Origin of the sequence: Bradyrhizobium sp. Pha-3 (assembly GCF_042258615.1) — a bacterium.
GTDB lineage: Bacteria > Pseudomonadota > Alphaproteobacteria > Rhizobiales > Xanthobacteraceae > Bradyrhizobium.
In genome coordinates this window covers 5,018,854-5,041,087 of the sequence record NZ_CP170152.1, presented here as the reverse complement: position 1 = coordinate 5,041,087, position 22,234 = coordinate 5,018,854, and the positions used below count along the sequence as shown (strand labels likewise).

The following is a 22,234-nucleotide window of genomic DNA, read 5'->3' as shown; positions in this document are numbered from 1 at the left end:
CCACAGTCATCGGCAAACGCTCTGTTTTTGCGCAGCGGTCATGCTAAGGGCTGTGCGCGGCGGTCCCCGCCGCTCCCCTCATCCCCGATTTGTTTGTCACTGGTTCAACATGCCGAAGCCTGAGCGTACCGCAGCCATCCTTGTCGCAGCCGGCCGTGGACTGCGCGCCGGCGCAGGCGGGCCCAAGCAATACCGGACGATCGGCGGACAGACGGTGATCTACCGCGCCATGGAGGCGTTCTCCGGACACCCCGACGTGTTTGCGGTGCAGCCGGTGGTCAATCCTGACGATGCCGCGCTGTTCGATGAAGCGGTCGCAGGCCTGCGCCATCAATCGCCGACGCCGGGCGGCGCGACCCGGCAGGCCTCGGTCCATGCCGGGCTCGAGGCGCTCGCGAGCGAGAAGCCCGACATCGTCTTGATCCACGATGCCGCGCGCCCCTTCGTCACGTCGGCAGTGATCTCGCGCGCGATCGCCGCGGCCGGCCGGACCGGCGCTGCGATCCCCGTCATTCCCGTCACCGACACGATCAAGCTCACCGGCGATACCGGCGATGTCGAGGCGACACCGGAGCGCGCCCGCTTGCGGATCGCGCAGACGCCACAGGCATTTCGTTTCGACGTAATATTGGAGGCGCATCGTCGTGCCGCGCGCGAGGGCCGCAGCGATTTCACCGACGATGCCGCGCTTGCCGAATGGGCGGGATTGACCGTTGCGACGTTTGAAGGCGATGCTGCCAACATGAAACTCACCACACCCGAAGACTTCGTGCGCGAGGAAGCGCGGCTCGCAAGCCAGCTCGGCGACATCAGGACCGGCACCGGTTACGACGTGCACGCCTTTGGCGACGGCGACCATGTGATGATCTGCGGCGTGCGCGTGCCGCACACCAGAGGCTTCCTGGCCCATTCCGACGGCGATGTCGGGCTGCATGCGCTGGTCGACGCGATCCTCGGCGCGCTGGCCGACGGCGACATCGGCTCGCACTTCCCGCCGAGCGACGCCAAGTGGAAGGGCGCCTCCTCCGACCAGTTCCTGAAATATGCCGTCGAGCGCGTCACCGCGCGCGGCGGACGGATCGCCAATCTCGAGGTGACGCTGATCTGCGAGCGGCCGAAGATCGGGCCGCTGCGCGACACCATGCGGGCGAAGATCGCGGAAATCTCCGGCGTCCACATCTCGCGCGTGGCGGTCAAGGCCACCACCAGCGAGCGGCTCGGCTTCACCGGCCGCGAGGAAGGCATCGCGGCGACCGCGAGCGCCACGGTTCGCCTCCCCTGGGATGAAACCGGCTGGAGTGCCTGACATGGGCGGCAGCGACGCTCGTGCCCTCTCCCGCGCGCTGCTCGACCTGTGCCGGATGCGCAAGCTGACCATCGCGACCGCCGAATCCTGTACCGGCGGCCTCGTCGCCGGCGCGCTCACCGACATTCCCGGATCGTCCGACGTGATCGACCGCGGATTCGTCACCTATTCGAACGAGGCCAAGCGGGTGATGCTCGGCGTCAAGGCGGCGACGTTGGAGACGTTCGGCGCGGTCAGCAAGGAAACCGCGACCGCGATGGCGATCGGCGCGTTGGAAAAGGCCGGCGTCGACCTTGCGGTCTCGATCACCGGGATCGCGGGCCCGGGCGGCGCCACTCCTGGCAAGCCGGTCGGCCTGGTGCACTTCGCCGTCGCCGCGCGCGACGGCCGCATCGTTCATCGGGAGCAACGATTTGGCGCGATCGGCCGTAGCACTGTGCGGCAACGCTCGGTGGTCGAGGCGCTGCGCATGCTGATGGAGCTCGCGCGCCCGCCGCAGGCGGCAAAGCCGCGCCGCGAGACCGCCAGCCGGTTGCGGCCACGCGTGGCCCGTTCGCCGCGAAGCCACACTGCGAAACGCCGGCGGCCGCCACGCGGATAGGCCTGCGCAAGTCGAGTCGCGCGAAGGCCAACCTCACACACCCCTCTGTCAACTGCGACCCTGTGCCACCTATCTCAGGTGGAACTGCGACGTCGCTTCGCCGTTTTCCATTGTTCCAACTCTGCTGTTTGAATTGTTTTTCCAAACAGCAAAATCCCACAACAAGGAGAAAATGATGAAGTTGGGAACTTTGGTCGTGGCCGCAATCACCTCTGGCGCCATGACGCTGTCGACTGTTGCCCCCTCGTTCGCCGCACCGCTCGCGCCCGCGCGGTTGCAGGACCAGCCGACCTCCGTCGAGCACGTGCAGTATCGTCACTGGCATGGCGGCCCGCGTCACGGCTATCGCGGCGGCTATTATGGTCATCGCCATGACGGTGGTGGAAACGGCGCTGCGATCATCGGCGGCCTTGCAGCCGGCGCGATCATCGGCGGCGCCATCGCGGCAAGCCAGGCCAAGGCCAACAACGACGCCTATTGCTCCCAGCGTTTCCGCTCCTACGACCCCGCATCCGGCACCTACATCGCGTCCGGCGGCGTGCGGCGTTCCTGCCCGTAAGTCGGCGAACGAATCGACCGCATCATCTGTCATGCCCGGCCTTGTGCCGGGCATTTTCGTTCCAGGGATGCAAACGAGACGGTTCGCTACGTCGACAGCTGAGGCTTGCCGTAGACCTGGTCGGCGCGCTTCTCGAACGCGGCGGCAAAGCGCGAGAATGCGGCGTCGAACATCGAGCCCATCAACATCGCCAGCATTCGACTCTTGAATTCGTAGTTCAGGAAGAAGCCGACATCGCATTCGGTCTCCGACTTCGGCTCGAAGCTCCAGCGGTTCTCCAGATTGCTGAACGGGCCGCGCAGGTATTCGACCAGGATCTTCAGGTTGGGCCGGTCGAGCGTCACCCTGCTGGTGAAGGTTTCGCGCACCAGCTTGAACGAGACGGTCATGTCGGCGACCACGACCTCGGTGCCGTCGTCCATGGGCGTGCGCTGGCGGACCTTGAGCGCATGGCACAGCGGCACGAATTCCGGATAGCGCTCGACGTCGGCGACCAAATCGAACATTTGAGGTGCGGTGTGGCGGACCCGCCGCTTGCTTGAGAATCGTGGCATCAGTGGATACTCGCACGGTTTTGCCGGCGTGCGACACGCTGCAGATAATCGTCCGCCTGGGCCCGATCGGTGAAGCAGACCAGCGATTGATCGGCGCGCAAGCCCGAAAAATACTCGATCAGCTTCGGCCGCTGCTGCTGGCGATAGGTCCACACATAGCGGAAGAACTCGAGATCGATCTTCTCGGGGCAGCCTTCGGCCATTTCGGGGCGAACCTGGCCATAGCTGCCGGCGATCCGCCCCAGGATTCCGAGCACGCAGGTCAGCCGCGGCAGGTCGAACCAGATGATCGTATCCGAGAGCGCTCGGCGCAGATTGCCTGCACCGCTCTTCATGTAGTTCCCATCCATGATCCAGCGCGGCGCTTGCGTGACCTCGATCATGCGGCGCTCGAATTCATCCTTGTCGGACTCGACCCAGCCCGGCTTCCAGAACAACGCATCGATCGACACGGTCGGGATACCCGTCATGGCGGACAGCCGTCGCGCAAAGGTCGACTTGCCGGACCCTGACGATCCCATCACCAGCACGCGTTGCATTGGTCCCGTCCAAGATCAAGGTTCGGTCGAGGCTCGATCAGGCAACGGCGCTTGGCGACGCCGGCCTCCTGCCGTTTACAAAATCTAGCGGCCGCGAGCCGTGCGCGCCGCCTGCAGCTTCGCAAAATCCTCGCCGGCATGATGCGACGAGCGCGTCAGCGGACTCGCCGACACCATCAGAAAACCCTTGGTATAAGCGACACGCTCGTAGCCCGCGAATTCGTCCGGCGTCACGTAGCGCATCACGGCGTGATGCTTGCGCGTCGGCTGCAGGTACTGGCCGATGGTCAGGAAATCGACCTCGGCCGAACGCAGATCGTCCATCACCTGCAGCACCTCGTGCCGCTCCTCGCCGAGGCCGACCATGATGCCCGACTTGGTGAAGATGGTAGGGTCCATCTCCTTGACCCGCTGCAGCAGCCGGATCGAATGGAAATAGCGGGCGCCCGGACGGACCGTCAGATAGCGCGACGGCACGGTTTCCAGATTGTGGTTGAAGACGTCGGGTTTGGCCGCGACCACGCGCTCCAGCGCGCCGTCCTTGCGCAGGAAGTCCGGCGTCAGGATCTCGATCGTGGTGGTCGGGCAGCGCGCGCGGATGGCGCGGATCGTCTCTGCAAAATGCTCGGCGCCGCCGTCGGCGAGATCGTCGCGATCCACCGATGTGATCACGACATGGGTCAGACCCAGTTTCGAGACCGCCTCTGCGACGTATTCCGGCTCACTCGCCTCGAGCGCGCCGGGCATGCCGGTCTTGACGTTGCAGAACGCGCAGGCGCGCGTGCAGGTGTCGCCCATGATCATGAATGTGGCGTGCTTCTTGTCCCAGCACTCACCGATGTTGGGGCAGCCCGCCTCTTCGCACACCGTGACGAGGCCGTTCTCCTTCACGATCCGGCGCGTATCGGCATAGCCGCGCGTGTTCGGCGCGCGGACGCGGATCCAGTCCGGCTTCGGCGGCGACACGGCATCCGGCCGGTTCACCTTTTCGGGGTGACGCGGGCGGAGCTGCGTGGTGGAGATGGTGTCGACGATGGTGACCATTTGTGCCTGCAAGTCGCGAGAGGCCATAGCTAGTCCGTGTTGGCACGGCTCGCAACCCGGCCCATGCAACCCTAGCAGATCAGCCAATATATTGGCAGTGTCGAGGTCCGTTCCGTCCCGATTCCCACTCAAAATGCCTCAAAAACCCCGATCGACCACGGCGACCGCGCCGCGCCTCGGCAAAGCTCTGAAACGCTCGTTCTTCGATCGCAGCGTCCACGAGGTCGCACCCGACCTGATCGGCGCGACGTTCCTGGTCGGCGGCGTCGGCGGCATCATCACCGAGGTCGAGGCCTACCATCACACCGAACCGGCAGCCCACTCGTTCAACGGACCGACCCCGCGCAACCAGGTGATGTTCGGCCCGCCGGGCTTCTCCTATGTCTACCGCTCCTACGGCATCCATTGGTGCGTCAACTTCGTCTGCGAGGCGCCGGGCTCGGCCAGCGCCGTGCTGATCCGCGCGCTCGAGCCGACCCACGGCCTCGCCGCCATGCGCCGGCGGCGCGGACTGGAGGATGAGCGGGCCTTGTGCTCGGGGCCCGGCAAGCTTTGCGAGGCTCTCGGCATCACCATCGCGCACAGCGAATTGCCGCTCGACCGTCCGCCGATCGCGCTCCACGCGCGGCCAGGGACGCCCGACATCGTCACCGGATTGCGGATCGGCATCACCAAGGCCGTCGATTTGCCCTGGCGCTACGGGCTGAAGGGATCGAAATTTCTCAGCAAGCGGTTCTGAGCGTCACAGCGTTATCAGCTATGACGCCTTCTTCAGCAGCTCGATCGCCTCGAGGATCTTGGCCCGGCGTTCCTGCGCGGCCGTGCGCTTTTCCTTCTCTTCCTCGACGAGCTCTTCCGGCGCGTTGGCGACGAACTTCTCGTTGGAGAGTTTTGCGTCGACCCGCTTGATGTCGGCGTCGGCCTTGCCGAGCTCCTTATCCAGCCGCGCCCGTTCGGCGGCAAGATCGATCACGCCCTTCAGCGGCAGCGCGACGACTTCGCCGCGCACCAGCAGTTGCATGGCACCTTCCGGCGCGGCGTCCGCGAAGGAGATGTCCGACAATCGCGCGAGGCGCTTGATGGTGTCGTTCCAGCGCTGGGCGCGGTCCCGCGTCTCGTCGGAGGTGGTCACGATCACCAGCGGCGTCAGCGTCGACGGCGGGATGTTCATTTCCGCCTTCACCGACCGCATCGTGGTGACGAGATCGACCACCCAGCCGATCTCGGCCTCGGCTGCGGGATCGCTGAACTCGTCCGCGTCGAGCGCGGCAATCACCGGCGGAATGATCGGATCGACAACCGGACCGGCGGTCGCGATCGCCGCCAGCTGCTCGCCGGTCACGCCCTGCTTGCGCGGCCAGGGCGCCAGCACCAGGAGGCTGTCGCGCTTTGCGGTCACGGCCCACAGCTCTTCGGTGATGAAGGGCATGAACGGATGCAGCAGCTTGAGGATCTCGTCGCGGGTCCAGGCGATCATGGCGCGGGTCTCGGCCTTGGCCGCGCCCTCCTCGCCCATCAGCACCGGCTTTGCGAGCTCGAGATACCAGTCGCAGAACACGTTCCAGACGAAGCGGTAGATCGCGCCGGCCGCATCGTTGAAGCGATGATCCTCGATCGTCTCGGTCACCTCGCGGGTGACGCGCGAGGTCTCGTGCGCGATCCAGCGGTTCAACGTTTCCTTCGCGCCCTTCGGATCGAAACCGTCCGGCTTCACGCACTCGTTCATTTCGGCGAAGCGGCAGGCGTTCCAGAACTTGGTCGCGAAGTTGCGGTTGGTCTCGACCAGATGCGGCGACAGGCGGATGTCATGGCCCTGCGCCGCCTCGCGGGTCAGCGCGAAGCGTAGCGCGTCGGCGCCGAAATCGTCGATCACGCCGAGCGGGTCGATGACGTTGCCCTTCGACTTCGACATCTTGGCGCCCTTCTCGTCACGGACGAGACGGTGGATGTAGACGGTCGAGAACGGCGCCTCCTTCATGAAATGAAGGCCCATCATCATCATGCGGGCGACCCAGAAGAAGATGATGTCGAAGCCCGTGACCAGCGTGTTGGTCGGGTAGTAGCGCGCGACCTCCGGCGTGTCGTCCGGCCAGCCCAGCGTCGAGAACGGCCACAGCGCCGACGAGAACCAGGTGTCGAGCACGTCTTCGTCACGCGTGATGAAGCCCTCGCGCTTGGCGGGATCGACCGCCATGTCGTGGCCCTGCTCCGGCGTGATGACTTCCTGCTCGACGTAATAGCCGAGCGCGTTGCCGACCGCCTCTTCCTCGGTCTCAGCAACGAACACCTTGCCGTCGGGCCCGTACCACGCCGGGATCTGATGGCCCCACCAGAGCTGGCGCGAGATGCACCAGGGCTGGATGTTCTCCATCCACTCGAAATAGGTCTTTTCCCAGTTCTTCGGCACGAACGTGGTCTCGCCCGAGCGCACCGCCGCGATCGCCGGCTGCGCCAGCGTCTTGGCGTCGACATACCACTGGTCGGTGAGATATGGCTCGATCACGACGTTGGAGCGGTCGCCATGCGGCACCATGTGGGTGTTGGGCTCGATCCGCTCCAGGAAGCCGAACTCTTCCAGCCGCGCCACGATCTTCTTACGCGCCGCGAAGCGCTCGATGCCGTGAAACTCTGCCGCGAATTCGTCGGCGCCCGCCGGCAGGCCCCGCAGATAGTCCTCGTTGCCGGTGAGATTCAGGCTGCCTTCCTGGTCGAGCACGCTGATCTGCGGCAGGCCGTGGCGCTTGCCGATCTCGAAGTCGTTGAAGTCGTGCGCCGGCGTCACCTTGACGGCACCCGAGCCCTTCTCCGGATCGGAATAATCGTCGGCGACGATCGGAATCTTGCGGCCGACCAGCGGCAGGATCACATGCTGGCCAACCAGATCGGTGTAGCGCTCATCGTCCGGATGCACCGCGACCGCGGTGTCGCCGAGCATCGTCTCCGGACGCGTCGTCGCGACCACGATGAACGATTTGGGGTCCTCGGGATTGAACGTCCGCCCCTCGATCGGATAGCGCAGGTACCAGAGATGGCCCCTGACCTCGACCTGCTGCACTTCGAGATCGGAGATCGCGGTGAGCAGCTTCGGGTCCCAATTGACCAGGCGCTTGTCCTTGTAGATCAGGCCCTGGCGGTGCAGCTCGACGAACACCTTGACGACGGCCCGCGACAGGCCCTCGTCCATGGTGAAGCGCTCGCGCGACCAGTCGCAGGACGCGCCGAGGCGCTTGAGCTGGTTGACGATGGTGCCGCCGCTCTCGGCCTTCCACTGCCAGACCCGCTCGAGGAACTTGGCGCGGCCCATGTCGCGCCGGCCGGGCTCCTGCCGTTCCATCAGCTGACGCTCGACCACCATCTGGGTGGCGATGCCGGCATGGTCGGTGCCGGGCTGCCACAGCACGTCGCGGCCGCGCATCCGCTCGAAGCGGCACAGGATGTCCTGCAGCGTGTTGTTGAGCGCATGGCCCATGTGCAGCGAGCCGGTCACGTTCGGCGGCGGGATCACGATGGTGAAAGGCGCGGCGTCCTTGCGCTCGGGCCGGCCGGCCTTGAACGCACCGCTCTCCTCCCAGAGCTGGGCCATACGGAGCTCGATATCGGCAGGCTGGTAGTTTTTCTCGATCATGACAATGCGCTGTGGACCATGGGGAAAGGGTAGAAAGCCGCCAGAACGCACCGAGTCAACCGGACCGGCACGTCAAAACGGCATTGAGAGCGTTTTCGAGCGAAGGGGACACCGGTTCGCGTGAAGAAAACGCGTCGAAACAGGGAACTGGCGTTTCGGCTCGGATCCTATCAGAACCGAAACTCCGGGGGATTTGGGGGCTGAATGAGGGCTGCCAAGCCCCCTGCGGCAGGAGCTAGCGCCCGCGGCGGAGCTAGCGCCCGCGGCGGAGCTAGCGCCCGCGGCGGAGCTAGCGCCCGCGGCGGAGCTAACGCCCGCGGCGGAGCTAACGCCCGCGGCGGAGCTAACGCCCGCGGGAGACCCGCTCGATCTCGGCCTTGACGATCCGCTCGACCAGTCCCGGCAGATTGTCGTCGAGCCAAGACTTCAGCATCGGCCGCAGCATCTCCTTGACCAGATCCTCCAGCGTCCGAGCATTGTTGCTCAGCACGGTGTTGGCCAGCGAGTTGAAGGCGGATTCGACCGCCCGCATCGTGGTTCCCGAGATGATCTGCTGCATCGGCGCGGTTTCGATTGCCGGCGGTTCTCGCTCCCGAACCGGCTCTCGCATTGGCTCCGGCGCCCGTGTGCGGGCTTCCGTGAACTCGACGTCGTCCTGCGGCTCGACCTTGTGGAACGATGGCGTGGCCGCCGGCTCCGGCAGCGCCATGTCGTCGGTGAGTTCGAATACGTCGGCTTCGGGCTGGGCTTCGGGCTGCGGCGACGGCCTGATCTCGGCCGCAGGCGTCGCCTCGTCGAGGCTGGCGAGCAGCGAGTCGATGTCGTCCTGATTGTTGCTGGCCGGAGCTGGCGCAGGCGGCGGCGATTTCGGCGCTGCTGCGGCGGGCTTCGCGGCCGGGGGTGCTGCGGGCGGCGGGCTCTTCATCGCGGGCTTGGCTGCTGGTGGCGGCGGCTCGACTTTCTGCGGCGGCGGAGCGGCAGAAGCAGGTTTCTCGGCCGCAGCCGGCTTCGCCTCGTCGTCGGCAATGATGCGACGGATCGACGCCAAAATCTCCTCCATCGAGGGCTCTTGGACCTTCGCAGGTTGCGTCATCTCCGACTCCACATCGAAACTTATTTTACATCAAGCCCGAGAGGATTCGCCGGTTCCGATGAAGCGGGCGGAGATTTTCATTGCTCCCGCCCGACTTGTCCCCAGATCAAGCCCGCCCGAGGCTTTGTGCAAGCTCGTGTCGCCCAATGCAGCGTCATCACAGGTGGCGTCGCACCTGCCATCACGCAACGCCGGCGCCGCGAATCGCCTTGCTGCCCGACAAAACGGTATGTCAGGCCAATTATCGATTGCAAGCAAACGCGCCAGTCTGTGGTCCTGATTAACTCAGAACCACAAACATGGCGCGACAAGCGATGTTGATGTGAAGGTGTTTAGCGGCCGTCGGGCGTGCGTACGCCGGCCCAGTTGTCGCGCACCTGCTGGTAGTGCACGGTGGGATCATAGACGTTGGTCGAAAGGCCCATCACCTGCGGTGACAGCCGGCCAATCGCGCTCAGCACGTTGTAGGATGCAACGACGCGGTCGTGTTGCGCGGTGACGAGTGCGTTGCGCGCATTGACCAGCGCTTGCTGCGCGTTGAGCACGTCGAGCGTGGTGCGCTGGCCGGCCTTGGCCTCTTCGCGCACGCCGTTCAGCGCGATTTCGGACGCGGTCACCTGCGCCTGCGCCGACGCGACCTGCGACTTGCCGGCGACCAGCTGGCCCCATGCGGTGACGACGTTGGCGCGCGCCTGATCCCTGGTCTGTTCCAGGACCAGACGCTGCTGCGCCAGCGATTCCTTCGATTGCCGGATCAGCGAGTACTCAGCGCCGCCCTGATAGATCGGCACCGACACCTGAACCTGCGCCGCCGCATTGAAGAGGCGGTTCACCGACAATTGTTGCTGGTAGCCTTCGCTCACCGAAGCCTGCAACCCGACCGTCGGCAACAGCGCGCCTTCGGCAACCTTGGTCTGCAGGAAGTTGACGTCGACGCCGTACATCGCGGCCGTGACGTTGGGATTCTGGGTCAGGCTGAGCTCGACGGCAGCCGCGAGCGTCGTCGGCAAGAACCGATCGACCGGCGAGCCGGGCGCGAGATTCTGCGGTTCGTTGCCGATGATGCGGCGGAAGTTCGACCGCGTCGTCGTCAGGTTCGATTCCGCGGTGAGCTGCTGGGTCTTGCCGGCCGCAAGCTGTGCCTCGGACTGCGCGACGTCCGTCCGCGTCACCTCACCTACGTTGAAGCGATCCTGGGTCTGCTTCAGCGTCTGCTCCAGCACCCGCGTGTTGCTGCGCTGGACCTCGACGATCGCAGCGTCGCGCAGATAATCCATGTAGATGGTGGCGGCGCTCAGGATCACGGTCTGCTCGAGCACGCGCAGACCTTCGCGTGCTGACGACACCTGGCTTTCGGCAGCCCGCACCCTGTGCGGGGTCTGCGCGTTGTACAGCGACTGGTTCACCGTCAGACCGGCGCTGGCCGGATTTTGGGTGCCGTGAATGGCGTCCTTGATGCCCGTCGGCTGCTGGTCTGTGTACTGATATCCGCCGCTCACGGTCAGCGCGGCTTTCGGACGGTAGCCCGAGAGCGCCTGGGGAACGTTTTCGTCGGTCGCCCTCACCAGCGCGCGTTGCGAATTCAGCTGGGGATTGTTCTGGTAGGACCGCACCAGCGCGGCCTCGATAGTGTCGGCGAGCGCGGGCACGGGGCCCATCTCCGCCAACAGAAGGACGGCAGTCGCAGCCGCGGTGATAGCTTTCACCCCTCGCATCCCCGGTAATCCAATCATTGTAGTCGCCGTCTCCACACGCAAGTCAGTCCGGCGGTCGCTTCAGATGAAGTGAGTCCCGCCTCACCTTAGTCCGCAGCTAAGGGCAACGGAACTACCCCGCAACGGAACGCGGTCGAAACTCTTCACGTGGGGCAAACGGGCCACACTTCTGATTCGGAATGGGATTTTATCAGCCAGTGCGCCGCGGTAGCGGTCAGAAGACGAAGGCTGGAACCCGTTCCAATCCGGGCAGCACGGGGGCCGTGGCGTCGAACAGCTCGCGATGTCCGAAATCCCCGTGGGAATGAGTCACGAGGGTGGCACGCGGCGGGGGCCTCAGGCCGAACACCCCGACCAGCCGGCCCCCCTCCTTGAGCTGGCCGAACAGCCCGGTCGGGATAATCTCGCTCGCACCGTTGAGAACGATGACGTCATACGGCGCGCCGGCGGCATCGCCGTCGGCAGCGGCCGCGGTCTTGACGGTCACATTCTGGATGCCGAGCTGGGCGAACGCTGCCGAGGCCTTCCCGGCAAGCGCCGGATCGCCCTCGGTTGCGCTGACCCCTCCGGCAAATCGCGCCACGATGGCGGCGGCGTAGCCGGTTGCGCAGCCGACGACCAGGACGCGGTCGGTCGCCTTGATCTCGGCGGCTTGCAGCATCCTGGCGAGCAACGCCGGGGTAATCAGGCAGCGCCTGGCCGCGGCACCCTCGGTCACGTCGAGATCGAGGTCCAGATAGGCCAGCGCCTGCTTGCCGGCCGGCACGAACACCTCGCGCGGCACGGTCAGCATGGCTTCGAGAATACGATCATCGGTCACGTCGCTCGGACGCACCTGACCATCCACCATGTACTGGCGCGCGGTCGAAAAACCGGTCATTGGCGGGACCCTGCAAGTCGCGGCATTGCCGCTGGAGAAGCTAGAACAGGGCCATCTTTTGGAACAAGCTCCGCCAAAACGCAACACGCCGTTGGCGTGCAAAACGCGCTCCCAGAATGCGCGCCATAATGCGCTCTATTCGATCGTGACCGCAAGCCGGCCGATCAGGCGGGCCACTTCATCGAGATGCTCGGAATCATGCTCCTCGACGGCCCTTGCGAGCCGGCGGACACACTCATCGTCACTGATGTCGGGAGCATCGCTTGGAACAAGCGTCGGCTGCGGCATCGACAGGTCGATCAGGTTAATGGCCATCAGAATCATCTCTCAAGACCCGGCAAGACGAAGTGTCGGCGGTTATTGAGTCGATTTGACGACGTTTTTTGTCTGCCCGTTTCGGAGCACAAGCTTGTGAAGGACGATGAAGGGTATTGATGGGGCCAGAACTGGCTCCCCGGGCTGGATTCGAACCAGCGACCATTCGATTAACAGTCGAATGCTCTACCGCTGAGCTACCGAGGAATAGGCGAACAAAACGTTCGCGAGCGGGCAGCGTATAACAAAGCCTTTCGGCCTTGCAAAGAACCAAATGGGCCTCCGGCGAAACTTTAGCGCGGGACGGTAAACCTCTGCGGTGCAAGGCTTTGCCGGCGTTCCAGGGCGATGCGGGCTTGTCCCGGCTGTTCCGTTATCGGCGCCGCGGGCGCCGGGAAACACCGCCGGCGCGACCATTTCGCCGCGCCGTCGATTCTTCCCCGGGGGCACGCCCGCCCCTGACGTCATTCCGCGATGAACGAGGTGGTCTTGGTGCCGGGGTCGTAGCGCAGCCTCAGGACGTTGAGCTTGCAGAGATTGACGTTCTTCCACAGCACCGATTCATTGTAGCTGGCCCAGTCGACCTTGATGTTCCAGACGCAGCCTTCGTCGTCGTTGCCGAACTCGACGTAAGCAGTGTCCTGACTCTTCAATGTGCCCTCGAGCTCGTTCTCCCATTCGTCGAGGCCGTCATCAGGCCCGTTGAAACCGAGAAACTTGATGGCGTATCCGGTCTCGTTCACCACCGAGACGTTGCGGTTATCGGCGGCCGACGCGGGCGATGCGATCAGCCCCAGTCCCATCACAAGCAGTGCCGGCAAAATAGACTTCATTGAAAATCTCCTGGCAGTCGGCCGCACATCGGTGTGCGGCGTCACCTCCTTAGCGATCGTGCTGCAGGAGTACAAATCGTGTACAAAATGCGAAGCGCCTCCCTCGAAAGCGCTCTATCGCGCAGCGATGGCGACGATGAATAGCGTGGTCGCCGCAAGCGAGGCGATGGTCCGCACGTGGTTCCAGAAGGTCCAGTCGGTCAGATAGCGCGCCCAGACCGGCGCGGCCGCAGTGCTCGCGGGATCTGTGGCCGCAAGCTGGTCGTTCAGCGGCACGTTGAAGACGACCGTGACGACGAACATCCCGACGACATAGAGGCCGCCGCCGCAGATCATCGCAAGCGCGCCCGGCTCCTGCCATCGCAGCCCGCCGAGCACGACCAGCACGGCGCAAGACAACGTGGTGCCGAGGAAGATCGGCATGAACAGCGAGCGCACGATGTCGACATTGATCGCGTTCATCGCCGAGATGCCGGCGGCCTGGTCGATGCGGCCGAGCGCGGTCATGACGAACGCCGAGAACGCGAAATAGAGCCCGGCGAGCAGGCCGCAGCCGAGTGCGGAAAACCACAGCAAGCCCGAAGCCAGGATATTGCGCATCGCTCCACCTCCAAACGCGAGATTTACTCGCATTTGTAAAATGCGATAAACTCTCGTATTCGAGCGGTCAACCCCGATTGCGGAGGAAAGAGATGGCGAGACGAAAGGCCGCGTCGGCGGCAGTCGCAAGGGTAGCGGCAAGGGCCGCGCCCGGGGTGGAAGCGCCCCTGCCCGGACTGGCGCGGCTAGCTCCGACGCAACAGCGCAGCCGCGAGCGGTTCGAGCGCATCCTCGCCTGCGCGACCGAGATCATGGCCGAGAAAGGCAGCGAGGCCTTCCGCATGAGCGACATCGTCGAACGCAGCGGCGTCGCATTCGGCTCGCTCTATCAATATTTCCCCGACAAGACCGCGATCATCGGCACGCTGGCGGAACGGCATAACGCCGTCGGGCGCGATTGCGTCAGGCGCGATCTGGCCGCGGTCTCGTCCGCACGCGACCTGCACCCGGCGCTATGCCGGATCGTCGACAGTTACTACGAGATGTTCATGCGCGAGCCGGTGATGCGCGACATCTGGCAGGCGACGCAGGCCGACCGCGCCCTGCAAAAGCTCGATGCGGACGACATGGCCGTGCTCTCCGGCCTGTTGTCCGACGCGATCGCGCGGGTTGCGCCCAGCATGCCGGCCGCCACCCTCGCCACCTTCTCTGGGCTGACGATGGCGCTGATCGCGGCCGCCGTGCGTCACGCGATCACGCTGCCGCCGCGGAAGGCGCGGCAGGTGCTGACGCAATTCAAGACCATGCTGCCGGGTGACCTCGGCGGGCTGGCATGACCGCGACCGCACCGACGTCGGGAATTTCCCTTTCGCTGCGGCGATAGACAGCGGGCGCATTTACGCCGTTCGGGAACTGCCCACTGCACCCGACGCCGTCCCGCTGCCGGACCATGCCGGCACGAACCGAGAATCGATGCGAGATGTGATCGCCGACCATCCTGCGATGCCTGCCTTCGTTGTCACGTCTTCCTAAAATTCCTGCGATATTTGACGTCTATGAATACGACCGGGAAGTCCGGGAAGAGTTTTTCGCAAGATGTGATTTGTCCCACACGAGGTGCGGCCGTGCCGACCTAGGTTCCGCGAAGGATCATCAGCGATTTATTAACCAAAGCGGGCGCCATCGTTCTTTTCATAAAATTCGAACGAATCGCTCAATCCGGACCGAAGACAGTTTTGCGACCATGGCGCTCTCGAACCTCGGAGAGCGCGATGAGCGAAGTCGAATTTGATCTGCTGCTGGACGCCGTGCGAACGGCGATCGCGCCTATTGCTCAGGAGGATTTCGTGGCCCAGCCGTCGCCCCGCATTCAGCCGCCGCCGCGCGCCGCCAATGACAACCAGGTGCCGTGGCCGCTGATTCCGTTTCCTGAAGGCTGGTACGCCGCGAGCTAATGCGGCTTCTCACTTATTGGCTGCAAGCCGTTGATGAGATGAGTGGAGGCCACGACCAGAATTGAACTGGTGTACACGGTTTTGCAGACCGTTGCGTAACCACTCCGCCACGTGGCCCCTTGCGGCGCACTTCATATACGCCCTCTCTGCGATAGGCAACCAAGCCGGACAGCTAACGTCAGCGCTTCCGGAAGTCCCGCTTCTTCGGTTTTGGCGCCAATTCCGGCATTTCGGCCTGCACTTCGCGGAATCTCGCCAGCATCCGCTCGAAACTATCAGTTAACGCTGCCGCGATATCCGGCCGCTTTTCCAGCCCGGCCAGCAGGATTGCGGCCGCCTCGATGGTGGACAGGCCGTCGCGCCGTGGTTCCCGGCGCAGCTTGCCGTACAGCGAGGGCCGTTTCGGTCCGAGAATCACCCGCTGGCACTTCAGCATCCAGGCATTGCGCCACCACAGCGCCTTGGCCTGGCTCCAGGTGCCGTCGAGCAGCACGATGCCCTCGATGTCGGAGAGGATCGCGCGCTGGTGCGGCTCCAGCTCGCCCTTGCGGTTGATCGCGACGATCTCGGCGTCGGTATCGAGATCCTCGACCTTGGCCGAGCCGAGATAGAGCACCGCCCAGCGCGACGGGTCGGGCACCGGCCGGCCCAGCGCCTTGGCGAGGCTGGGCCAGGACAGCCCGATCCGTACCACCGCATTCTCAAAGTGCCGCGCGGTGAGCCGTGCCGTGCCGAGCGCCCTGTCCTGCTCCTGCGGGTGCTGCAGGATCAGCAGTTGGATCCGGCTTTTGATCGGCGCGACGCTGTCGCAGATGCACAGCGGCATCGGCTTGCCGCAATGCGGGCACTCCGGGATCTCGGCGGCAAGCTCGGTCTTTGCTTCGGTGGGTTCGGACATCGCTTCGCTATACGCGTGCGCAGCCGTTCAATCCAACCTATTCCGCCGGAGCGTGCACGCCTGACGGTGCCGGACGCTGGCGCAACCGGTCGATCAGCAGGTAGATCACCGGCGTGGTGTAGAGCGTCAGGATCTGCGACACGAACAGGCCGCCGATGATGGTGATACCGAGCGGCCGCCGCAGCTCGGTGCCCGGGCCGGTCGCGATCACCAGCGGAACGCCGGCGAACAGCGCTGCCATCGTCGTCATCAAGATCGGGCGGAAGCGCGCCCGGCAGGCCTCGAAGATCGCATCCCGTGACGACAGGCCCTGATGCCGCTCGGCCTCGAGCGCGAAGTCGACCATCATGATGCCGTTCTTCTTGACGATGCCGATCAACAGGATGATGCCGACAAAAGCGATCACGGTCAGCGGCGTATTGGTGACCTGCAACGCCAGCAAGGCGCCGAGCCCGGCCGAAGGCAAGGTCGAGATGATCGTGATCGGATGCGCCAGGCTCTCATAGAGCACGCCGAGCACGATATACATCGCAATCAGCGCGCCGAGGATCAGCAGCGGCTGCCGCCCGCTGGTCTTGTTGAAGTCGCCGGCATTGCCGTCGAAGCTGCCGCGAATGCCTTCAGGCATATGCAGCTCGTCGACCGCCTGCTGGATGTTCGTGGTCGCGACCTCCAGCGGCACGTCCGGGAGCAGGTTGAACGACACCGTGGTCGAGGGGAAGCCGCCGGAGTGATAGACCGCGAGCGCCGACAATCCGCGCTGGTAGTGGACGAGCGCCGATAGCGGCACCTGCACGTCATTGGCGCCGGCGACGTAGATGCGCTCGAGGTTCGACGGGTCGCTCTGGAATTTCGGATCGATCTCGAGCACCACCACGTACTGGTTGCGCTGGGTGTAGATGTACGCGATCTGCCGTTGCGAGAACGCGTTGTTGAGCGCATTATCGATGTCCTGCACCCGGACGCCAAGGCTGGAGGCGATCTTGCGGTCGATCACGAGGTTGAGCTGCAAGCCGCCGGGGTCGCGGTCGGCGGAGACATCGGTGATGCCCTCCACCGTCTCCATGCGCTTGGCGACGAGCGGCGCCCATTTCTGCAACAGATCGAGGTCGGTCGAGGCGAGCGTGTACTGGTAGTCGGAATCGCTCTGCCGGCCGCCGGTGCGGATGTCCTGGGCAGCGAACATGAACAGGCGGATGCCCGGCACCATGAACAGGTTGCGCCGCAGCCGGTCGATCACCTGCGCGGTCGAGATGCCTCCCCGCTCCTCCGGTGGCTTCAGGCTGATGAACATGGTGCCGCGGTTGGAGGTGGCGCCGCCCGGGCCGCCGCCGGAGCCGACCGACGAGCCGATGCCGGCGACCGCGGGATCGGCCATCACGATATCGGCGAGCCGCTGCTGCAGACCGAGCATCGATTGGAACGAGATATCGGCGGAAGCGCGGGTCGCCCCGATCACGAAGCCGCTGTCGTCGGTCGGGAAATAGGCCTTCGGCGTCTTGACGTACAGCACCACCGTCAGCGCGACGGTGGCGAAGAACACCACCAGGGTCAGGAAGGGATAGCCGAGCACGATGCGCAGGCTCGACGCGTAGAACGCCACGACGCGCGACAGCGTGCCCTCGATGGCACGGTCGTACCAGGTGGCGCGATCCGAGGTCGCCTCCTTGATGTAGTGCGCGCAGATCATCGGCGTGATCGTCACCGACACCAGGGTCGACACGATGATGGCAAATGTCAGGGTCAGCGAGAACTCGCGCAGCAACCGGCCGACGATGCCGTCCATGAAGATCAGCGGCGTGAAGGCCGCGATCAGCGACAGCGAGATCGACAGCACCGTGAAGCCGATCTGCTTGGCACCCTCGACCGCGGCCGGATATGGCGCCATGCCCTGCTCGAGATTGCGATACATGTTCTCGATCATCACGATGGCGTCGTCGACCACGAAGCCGACGGAGATCGCGAGCGCCATCAGCGACAGATTGTCGATCGAGAATCCGGCGAGCCACATCCCGGCGCAGGTGCCGGCCAGTGCCAGCGGCACCGAGACGCCGGCGGCGATCGTCGGTACGATCCTGCGCAGGAACACGAACACCACGACCATCACGAGCATGGCGGTCGCCAGCAGCGTGAATTGCATGTCCTCGACGCTGGCGCGGATCGTTCCGGTACGATCGACCAGGGTCGAGATCTCGACACCGGCCGGGATCCACTGCTTCAGTTCCGGCAGCATCCTGCGAACGCCGTCGACGGTATCGATGACGTTGGCGTCGCCCTGCTTGGTGATCTGGATCAGCACCGCCGGCTGCTTGTTGAACCAGGCGATCGAGCGCGAGTTGCGGACGGAATCCTCGACCTCGGCGACATCCGAGAGGCGGACGAAATTGCCGTTCGAGCTCTTGATGACGATGTCGCGGAACTCGGCCGCGGTGCGCATCTGCTTGTTGATCGAAAGCGTCTCGCTCAACCGGTCGCCATTGAAGATGCCGACCGGGCCCAGCGGATTGGCATTGATGATCGCAAGCCGGACATCGTCGGTCGCGATCCCGGCGTTAGCCAGCGACACCGGATTGAGTGCGATGCGCACCGCCGGCTGGTCGGCGCCGCTGACCGTCACCTCGCCGACCCCCGGCACCTGCGAGATGCGCTGCGCCAGCACGGTGTCGGCGACGTCGTACATCGCGCTGGTCGAGATCGTCTTCGAGGTCAGCGCCAGCACGAACACGGGCGCTGCGGCCGGATTGGCCTTGCGGAACTTGGGCAGCGACGGCAGGTCGCTCGGCAGATCGGCGAGCGAGGCGTTGATCGCGGCCTGCACGTCGCGCGCGGCGCGGTCGATGTTGCGGCCGATCGAGAACTGCACCTGGATGCTGGTGGTGCCGAGCGAACTCGTCGAGGTGATCTGGTCGACGCCCGAAATGGTGCCGAGCTTGCGCTCCAGCGGCGCGGCCACGGTCGCAGCCATCACCGAGGGATCGGCGCCGGGCCGCGACGCCGACACCCGGATGGTCGGGAAGTCGACATTCGGCACCGATGACACCGGCAGAAATTCGTAGGCGACGATCCCGACCAGGAACAGCCCGATCGCCAGCAAGGTGGTGCCCACCGGCCGGCGGATGAAGGGCTCGGAGATCGAGATCACTGCATGCCCTCGGTGGCGCCCGCGATCGGCGGGCCACTGGGACCCGGCTCAGGCACGGCCCGCTCGATCCGGCGGTTGAGCCGGTCGAGCGCGAGATAGATCACCGGCGTGGTGTAGAGCGTCAGCAGCTGGCTCAGCAGCAGGCCGCCGATGATCGAGATGCCGAGCGGGAAGCGCAGCTCGGCACCGGTGCCGCTTTCGATCGCGAGCGGCAGCGCACCGAACAGCGCCGCCAGCGTCGTCATCATGATCGGCCGGAACCGCAACAGGCAGGCCTGCACGATGGCGTCATAGGACGACATGCCCTGATGCCGCTCGGCCTCCAGCGCGAAGTCGATCATCATGATCGCGTTCTTCTTGACGATGCCCATCAAGAGGATGATGCCGATCAGGCCGATCACCGAGAGGTCCTGCCCGCACAGCATCAAGGCCAGGATGGCGCCGACGCCGGCAGACGGCAGCGTCGACAGGATCGTGATCGGATGGATGTAGCTCTCGTAGAGCACGCCGAGCACGATATAGATCGTGATGATCGCCGCCAGGATCAGCCATGGCTGCCCGGCCAACGAGCGGGCGAATTCGGCAGCATCGCCGGAATAGATCCCGACGATGCTGCCGGGCATGCCGATCCGGGTTTCGATCGCCTTCACCGCCTCGACCGCATCGCCAAGCGCCTCCCCCGGCGCCAGGTTGAAACTGAGCGAAACCGATGGGAATTGGGCCTGGTGCGAGATCGCAAGCGGCGCCGTGGTGCGGACCAGCGTCGCCACCGCCGACAGTGGCACCTGCGCCCCGTTGGCGCCCGGCAGATAGAGCTTGTCGAGGATCGACGGATCGCGCTGAAACATCGGCAGCGCCTCGAGCACCACGCGGTACTGGTTGGCCTGGCCGTAGATCGTCGATATCTGCCGCTGCGCGAAGGCATCGTTCAGCGTATCGGTGACGCCCTGCAGGCTGACGCCGAGCTGGCCGGCGCGCTGGCGGTTGATGTCGAGCGCCGCGCGCAGGCCGCCGTCCTGCGCTTCCGACGAGACGTCGCGGAAGATCGGATCACGCCGCATCTCGGCGACGAGCTTCTGCGACCATTGCGAGACCTCGGCGGCATCGGTCGCGGTCAGCGTGTACTGGTATTGCGAGCGGCTCGACTGGGTCGAGATCTGCACGTCCTGCACCGGCTGGAAGTAGACGGTCATGCCGGGGACCGTCGCGATCTTCTGCTTCAGCCGCTCGATCACCTTGACGACGCCGTCGCGCCGTTGGTCGAGCGGCTTCAGCGTCATCACCAGGCGGCCGACATTGGTGGTCGGATTGACCGAGCCGGCGCCGATCACCGAGACCACGCCGACCACGTCGGGGTCGGCCTTGATGAGGTCGGAGACCTCGCTCTGGCGGCGCTGCATCTCGGCAAACGAGACGTCCGGGCCGGCCTCTGTCACCGCCGTGATCGAGGACGTGTCCTGCAGCGGCAGGAAGCCCTTCGGCGCCAGCACGTACATGATGAGCGTCAGCGCGATGGTCGCGAACGTCACCAGCAGCGTCGCGCGCTGGCGCCGCAGCACCCAGAGCAGCGTCCGATGGTAGAACTCCACCATGCGGTCGATGAAGCGGCTGACCGCGGCAAGACCCGGGACCGCCATCTCCTCATGGATGTTCTTGAGCAGCCGCGAGCACATCATCGGCGTCAAGGTCAGCGAGACGATCGCCGAGGTCACGACCGCGATCGTCAGGGTCAGCGCGAATTCGCGGAACATGCGGCCGACCAGCCCTGACATGAACAGCAGCGGGATGAACACGGCGATCAGCGACACCGTCAGCGAGATCACGGTGAAGCCGATTTCGCTGGCGCCCTTCAGCGAGGCCTCCATCACCGTCTCGCCGCCTTCCATGTGGCGGACGATGTTCTCGATCATCACGATGGCGTCGTCGACCACGAAGCCGGTTCCGATGGTCAGCGCCATCAGCGACAGATTGTCGAGGCTGAAGCCGGCGAAGTACATGACGCCGAAGCTCGTGATCAGCGACAGCGGCAGGGCGACGCCTGCGATCAGGGTCGCGCGCAGCGACCGCAGGAACAACAGCACCACCAGCGTCACCAGCACGACGCTCAGGATCAGCGTGAACTGCACGTCGTGGACCGAGGCGCGGATCGTCACGGTACGGTCGGAGACCACAGTCAGCTTGACGCCGGCCGGGACGGCCCGCTGCAGCCGCGGGATTTCACCGCGGATCTGCTGGACGACGTCGATCACGTTGGCGCCGGGCTGGCGCTGGATATCGATAATGACGGCCGGCGTGCCCTGGTACCAGCCGCCGGTGCGATCGTTCTCGAGCCCGTCAACGATCTGCGCAACGTCGCCGATCGTGACCGGCGAGCCGTTGCGGTAGGCGATGATGATCGGCCGGTAGGCGTCGGCGGCGGCGATCTGGTCGTTGGCGGCGATGGTGTAGGACTGCTGGGCGCCGTCGAGCGACCCCTTCGGCCCCGACACGTTGGCGCCGGCGATCGCGTTGCGCAGGTCCTCCATCGCGATGCCATAGGCCGCGAGCCGGGCCAGATCGGCCTGCACCCGCACCGCGGGCTTCAATCCTCCGAGGATCGAGACCCGGCCGACGCCGGAAATCTGGCTCAGCCGTTGTCCGAGGATGGTATCGGCAAGATCGCTCATCGCCCGCAGCGAGATCGTGTCCGAGGTCAGCGCCAGGGTCATGACCGGCGCGTCGGCCGGGTTCACCTTGGCGTAGACAGGCGGGTACGGCAGCGTCTTCGGCAGGATGCCGGCGGCGGCATTGATCGCAGCCTGGACGTCCTGGGTGGCGCCGTCGATGTCGCGGTTGAGGTCGAACTGCAGCGAGATCTGGCTGACGCCGAACGAGCTGGTCGAGTTCATCGACGACAGCGACGGGATCTGCCCGAGCTGCCGCTCCAGCGGCGCCGTGATCAGCGAGGCCACCACGTCGGGGCTCGCGCCCGGCAGTTGCGTCGTCACCTGCACGGTCGGGAAATCGACCTGCGGCAGCGCCGAGACCGGCAACGCCCAATAGCCCAGCGCGCCGCCGATCATCAGGGCGATGCCGAGCAGCGAGGTGGCGATCGGCCGGCGGATAAACGGTTCGGAGACGCTCATGGTTGCGTGCT

At 65.1% G+C, this 22,234-nt stretch carries 19 protein-coding genes and 2 tRNA genes; 6 read left to right on the top strand and 15 right to left on the bottom strand.

Annotated elements, in window-relative coordinates:
- Positions 1-109 precede the first annotated feature (109 nt).
- The 3 genes from ACE10Z_RS24085 (at position 110) to ACE10Z_RS24075 (ending at position 2,466) form a co-directional block, all read left to right on the top strand.
- Positions 110-1,306 carry a bifunctional 2-C-methyl-D-erythritol 4-phosphate cytidylyltransferase/2-C-methyl-D-erythritol 2,4-cyclodiphosphate synthase gene (locus ACE10Z_RS24085; protein WP_375782992.1) on the top strand — a complete coding sequence of 399 codons (1,197 nt, stop codon included), beginning with the start codon at positions 110-112 and terminating at the stop codon, positions 1,304-1,306.
- 1 nt (position 1,307) lies between these two features.
- Positions 1,308-1,907 carry a CinA family protein gene (locus tag ACE10Z_RS24080; protein WP_375782991.1) on the top strand — a complete coding sequence of 200 codons (600 nt, stop codon included), beginning with the start codon at positions 1,308-1,310 and terminating at the stop codon, positions 1,905-1,907.
- 172 nt (positions 1,908-2,079) lie between these two features.
- On the top strand, positions 2,080-2,466 hold the full coding sequence (locus tag ACE10Z_RS24075) for a BA14K family protein (protein WP_375782990.1): 387 nt from the start codon (positions 2,080-2,082) through the stop codon (positions 2,464-2,466).
- Between the two features lie 86 nt (positions 2,467-2,552).
- Here ACE10Z_RS24075 and ACE10Z_RS24070 read toward each other — a convergent pair whose 3' ends face one another.
- From ACE10Z_RS24070 to lipA, 3 genes are all read right to left on the bottom strand, one after another.
- Positions 2,553-3,020, bottom strand: coding sequence for a type II toxin-antitoxin system RatA family toxin (locus ACE10Z_RS24070; protein ID WP_375782989.1), 468 nt, complete (start codon positions 3,018-3,020; stop codon positions 2,553-2,555).
- Positions 3,020-3,559 carry a DNA topology modulation protein gene (locus tag ACE10Z_RS24065; protein WP_375782988.1) on the bottom strand — a complete coding sequence of 180 codons (540 nt, stop codon included), beginning with the start codon at positions 3,557-3,559 and terminating at the stop codon, positions 3,020-3,022. Before ACE10Z_RS24065 ends, ACE10Z_RS24070 begins: the two co-directional genes overlap by 1 nt.
- 84 nt (positions 3,560-3,643) lie before the next feature.
- Positions 3,644-4,603: a lipoyl synthase gene (gene lipA, locus ACE10Z_RS24060; protein WP_375782987.1), complete on the bottom strand. Its 960-nt coding sequence runs from the start codon at positions 4,601-4,603 to the stop codon at positions 3,644-3,646.
- A gap of 133 nt (positions 4,604-4,736) precedes the next feature.
- Between lipA and ACE10Z_RS24055 the strand changes: the two genes are divergently transcribed.
- Complete coding sequence (locus ACE10Z_RS24055) at positions 4,737-5,342, top strand: DNA-3-methyladenine glycosylase (protein ID WP_375782986.1); 606 nt, start codon at positions 4,737-4,739, stop codon at positions 5,340-5,342.
- A gap of 18 nt (positions 5,343-5,360) precedes the next feature.
- Here ACE10Z_RS24055 and ACE10Z_RS24050 read toward each other — a convergent pair whose 3' ends face one another.
- The 8 genes from ACE10Z_RS24050 to ACE10Z_RS24015 all read right to left on the bottom strand — a co-directional run bounded on the left by ACE10Z_RS24050 (position 5,361) and on the right by ACE10Z_RS24015 (position 13,664).
- Positions 5,361-8,228 (bottom strand): valine--tRNA ligase, encoded by a 2,868-nt coding sequence (locus tag ACE10Z_RS24050; RefSeq protein ID WP_375782985.1) that lies wholly within the window; start codon positions 8,226-8,228, stop codon positions 5,361-5,363.
- Between the two features lie 343 nt (positions 8,229-8,571).
- The gene (locus tag ACE10Z_RS24045; RefSeq protein WP_375782984.1) at positions 8,572-9,321 is read right to left on the bottom strand and encodes a DUF2497 domain-containing protein; all 750 of its coding nucleotides are present in this window, start codon (positions 9,319-9,321) and stop codon (positions 8,572-8,574) included.
- 332 nt (positions 9,322-9,653) lie between these two features.
- Positions 9,654-11,036, bottom strand: a complete 1,383-nt coding sequence (locus ACE10Z_RS24040; protein WP_375782983.1) for a TolC family outer membrane protein — start codon at positions 11,034-11,036, stop codon at positions 9,654-9,656.
- 214 nt (positions 11,037-11,250) lie between these two features.
- A complete protein-coding gene (locus tag ACE10Z_RS24035) occupies positions 11,251-11,916 on the bottom strand; it encodes a protein-L-isoaspartate O-methyltransferase (protein ID WP_375782982.1) in 666 nt (221 codons plus the stop codon).
- Between the two features lie 135 nt (positions 11,917-12,051).
- On the bottom strand, positions 12,052-12,231 hold the full coding sequence (locus ACE10Z_RS24030; protein ID WP_050404540.1) for a hypothetical protein: 180 nt from the start codon (positions 12,229-12,231) through the stop codon (positions 12,052-12,054).
- Positions 12,232-12,363: 132 nt separating this feature from the next.
- Positions 12,364-12,438, bottom strand: a tRNA-Asn gene (locus ACE10Z_RS24025).
- Between the two features lie 257 nt (positions 12,439-12,695).
- Positions 12,696-13,064 (bottom strand): hypothetical protein, encoded by a 369-nt coding sequence (locus ACE10Z_RS24020; protein WP_375782981.1) that lies wholly within the window; start codon positions 13,062-13,064, stop codon positions 12,696-12,698.
- 114 nt (positions 13,065-13,178) lie between these two features.
- Positions 13,179-13,664, bottom strand: a complete 486-nt coding sequence (locus tag ACE10Z_RS24015; protein ID WP_375782980.1) for a DUF1772 domain-containing protein — start codon at positions 13,662-13,664, stop codon at positions 13,179-13,181.
- Positions 13,665-13,756: 92 nt separating this feature from the next.
- Here ACE10Z_RS24015 and ACE10Z_RS24010 point away from each other — a divergent pair, with 92 nt between their 5' ends.
- Both ACE10Z_RS24010 and ACE10Z_RS24005 read left to right on the top strand, forming a co-directional pair.
- Entirely contained in the window at positions 13,757-14,440 is a 684-nt protein-coding gene (locus ACE10Z_RS24010) for a TetR/AcrR family transcriptional regulator (protein WP_375782979.1), read from the top strand.
- Positions 14,441-14,875: 435 nt separating this feature from the next.
- Positions 14,876-15,058, top strand: coding sequence for a hypothetical protein (locus tag ACE10Z_RS24005; RefSeq protein ID WP_223966421.1), 183 nt, complete (start codon positions 14,876-14,878; stop codon positions 15,056-15,058).
- 43 nt (positions 15,059-15,101) lie between these two features.
- On the opposite strand, the gene ACE10Z_RS24000 is transcribed toward ACE10Z_RS24005, so the two are convergent.
- The 4 genes from ACE10Z_RS24000 to ACE10Z_RS23985 all read right to left on the bottom strand — a co-directional run bounded on the left by ACE10Z_RS24000 (position 15,102) and on the right by ACE10Z_RS23985 (position 22,223).
- A tRNA-Cys gene (locus ACE10Z_RS24000) sits at positions 15,102-15,175 on the bottom strand.
- A gap of 61 nt (positions 15,176-15,236) precedes the next feature.
- Positions 15,237-15,956, bottom strand: a complete 720-nt coding sequence (locus ACE10Z_RS23995; RefSeq protein ID WP_375782978.1) for a tRNA-uridine aminocarboxypropyltransferase — start codon at positions 15,954-15,956, stop codon at positions 15,237-15,239.
- A 37-nt stretch (positions 15,957-15,993) separates the two neighbouring features.
- Positions 15,994-19,098, bottom strand: a complete 3,105-nt coding sequence (locus tag ACE10Z_RS23990; RefSeq protein ID WP_375782977.1) for an efflux RND transporter permease subunit — start codon at positions 19,096-19,098, stop codon at positions 15,994-15,996.
- Positions 19,095-22,223 carry an efflux RND transporter permease subunit gene (locus ACE10Z_RS23985; RefSeq protein ID WP_375782976.1) on the bottom strand — a complete coding sequence of 1,043 codons (3,129 nt, stop codon included), beginning with the start codon at positions 22,221-22,223 and terminating at the stop codon, positions 19,095-19,097. Before ACE10Z_RS23985 ends, ACE10Z_RS23990 begins: the two co-directional genes overlap by 4 nt.
- Between the last annotated feature and the right edge of the window lie 11 nt (positions 22,224-22,234).

Coding starts and splice junctions, on each gene's coding strand:
- ACE10Z_RS24085 (WP_375782992.1), top strand. CDS start 110: ATGCCGAAGCCTGAGCGTACCGCAGCCATCCTTGTCGCAGCCGGCCGT.
- ACE10Z_RS24080 (WP_375782991.1), top strand. CDS start 1,308: ATGGGCGGCAGCGACGCTCGTGCCCTCTCCCGCGCGCTGCTCGACCTG.
- ACE10Z_RS24075 (WP_375782990.1), top strand. CDS start 2,080: ATGATGAAGTTGGGAACTTTGGTCGTGGCCGCAATCACCTCTGGCGCC.
- ACE10Z_RS24070 (WP_375782989.1), bottom strand. CDS start 3,020: ATGCCACGATTCTCAAGCAAGCGGCGGGTCCGCCACACCGCACCTCAA.
- ACE10Z_RS24065 (WP_375782988.1), bottom strand. CDS start 3,559: ATGCAACGCGTGCTGGTGATGGGATCGTCAGGGTCCGGCAAGTCGACC.
- lipA (WP_375782987.1), bottom strand. CDS start 4,603: ATGGTCACCATCGTCGACACCATCTCCACCACGCAGCTCCGCCCGCGT.
- ACE10Z_RS24055 (WP_375782986.1), top strand. CDS start 4,737: ATGCCTCAAAAACCCCGATCGACCACGGCGACCGCGCCGCGCCTCGGC.
- ACE10Z_RS24050 (WP_375782985.1), bottom strand. CDS start 8,228: ATGATCGAGAAAAACTACCAGCCTGCCGATATCGAGCTCCGTATGGCC.
- ACE10Z_RS24045 (WP_375782984.1), bottom strand. CDS start 9,321: ATGACGCAACCTGCGAAGGTCCAAGAGCCCTCGATGGAGGAGATTTTG.
- ACE10Z_RS24040 (WP_375782983.1), bottom strand. CDS start 11,036: ATGCGAGGGGTGAAAGCTATCACCGCGGCTGCGACTGCCGTCCTTCTG.
- ACE10Z_RS24035 (WP_375782982.1), bottom strand. CDS start 11,916: ATGACCGGTTTTTCGACCGCGCGCCAGTACATGGTGGATGGTCAGGTG.
- ACE10Z_RS24030 (WP_050404540.1), bottom strand. CDS start 12,231: ATGGCCATTAACCTGATCGACCTGTCGATGCCGCAGCCGACGCTTGTT.
- ACE10Z_RS24020 (WP_375782981.1), bottom strand. CDS start 13,064: ATGAAGTCTATTTTGCCGGCACTGCTTGTGATGGGACTGGGGCTGATC.
- ACE10Z_RS24015 (WP_375782980.1), bottom strand. CDS start 13,664: ATGCGCAATATCCTGGCTTCGGGCTTGCTGTGGTTTTCCGCACTCGGC.
- ACE10Z_RS24010 (WP_375782979.1), top strand. CDS start 13,757: ATGGCGAGACGAAAGGCCGCGTCGGCGGCAGTCGCAAGGGTAGCGGCA.
- ACE10Z_RS24005 (WP_223966421.1), top strand. CDS start 14,876: ATGAGCGAAGTCGAATTTGATCTGCTGCTGGACGCCGTGCGAACGGCG.
- ACE10Z_RS23995 (WP_375782978.1), bottom strand. CDS start 15,956: ATGTCCGAACCCACCGAAGCAAAGACCGAGCTTGCCGCCGAGATCCCG.
- ACE10Z_RS23985 (WP_375782976.1), bottom strand. CDS start 22,223: ATGAGCGTCTCCGAACCGTTTATCCGCCGGCCGATCGCCACCTCGCTG.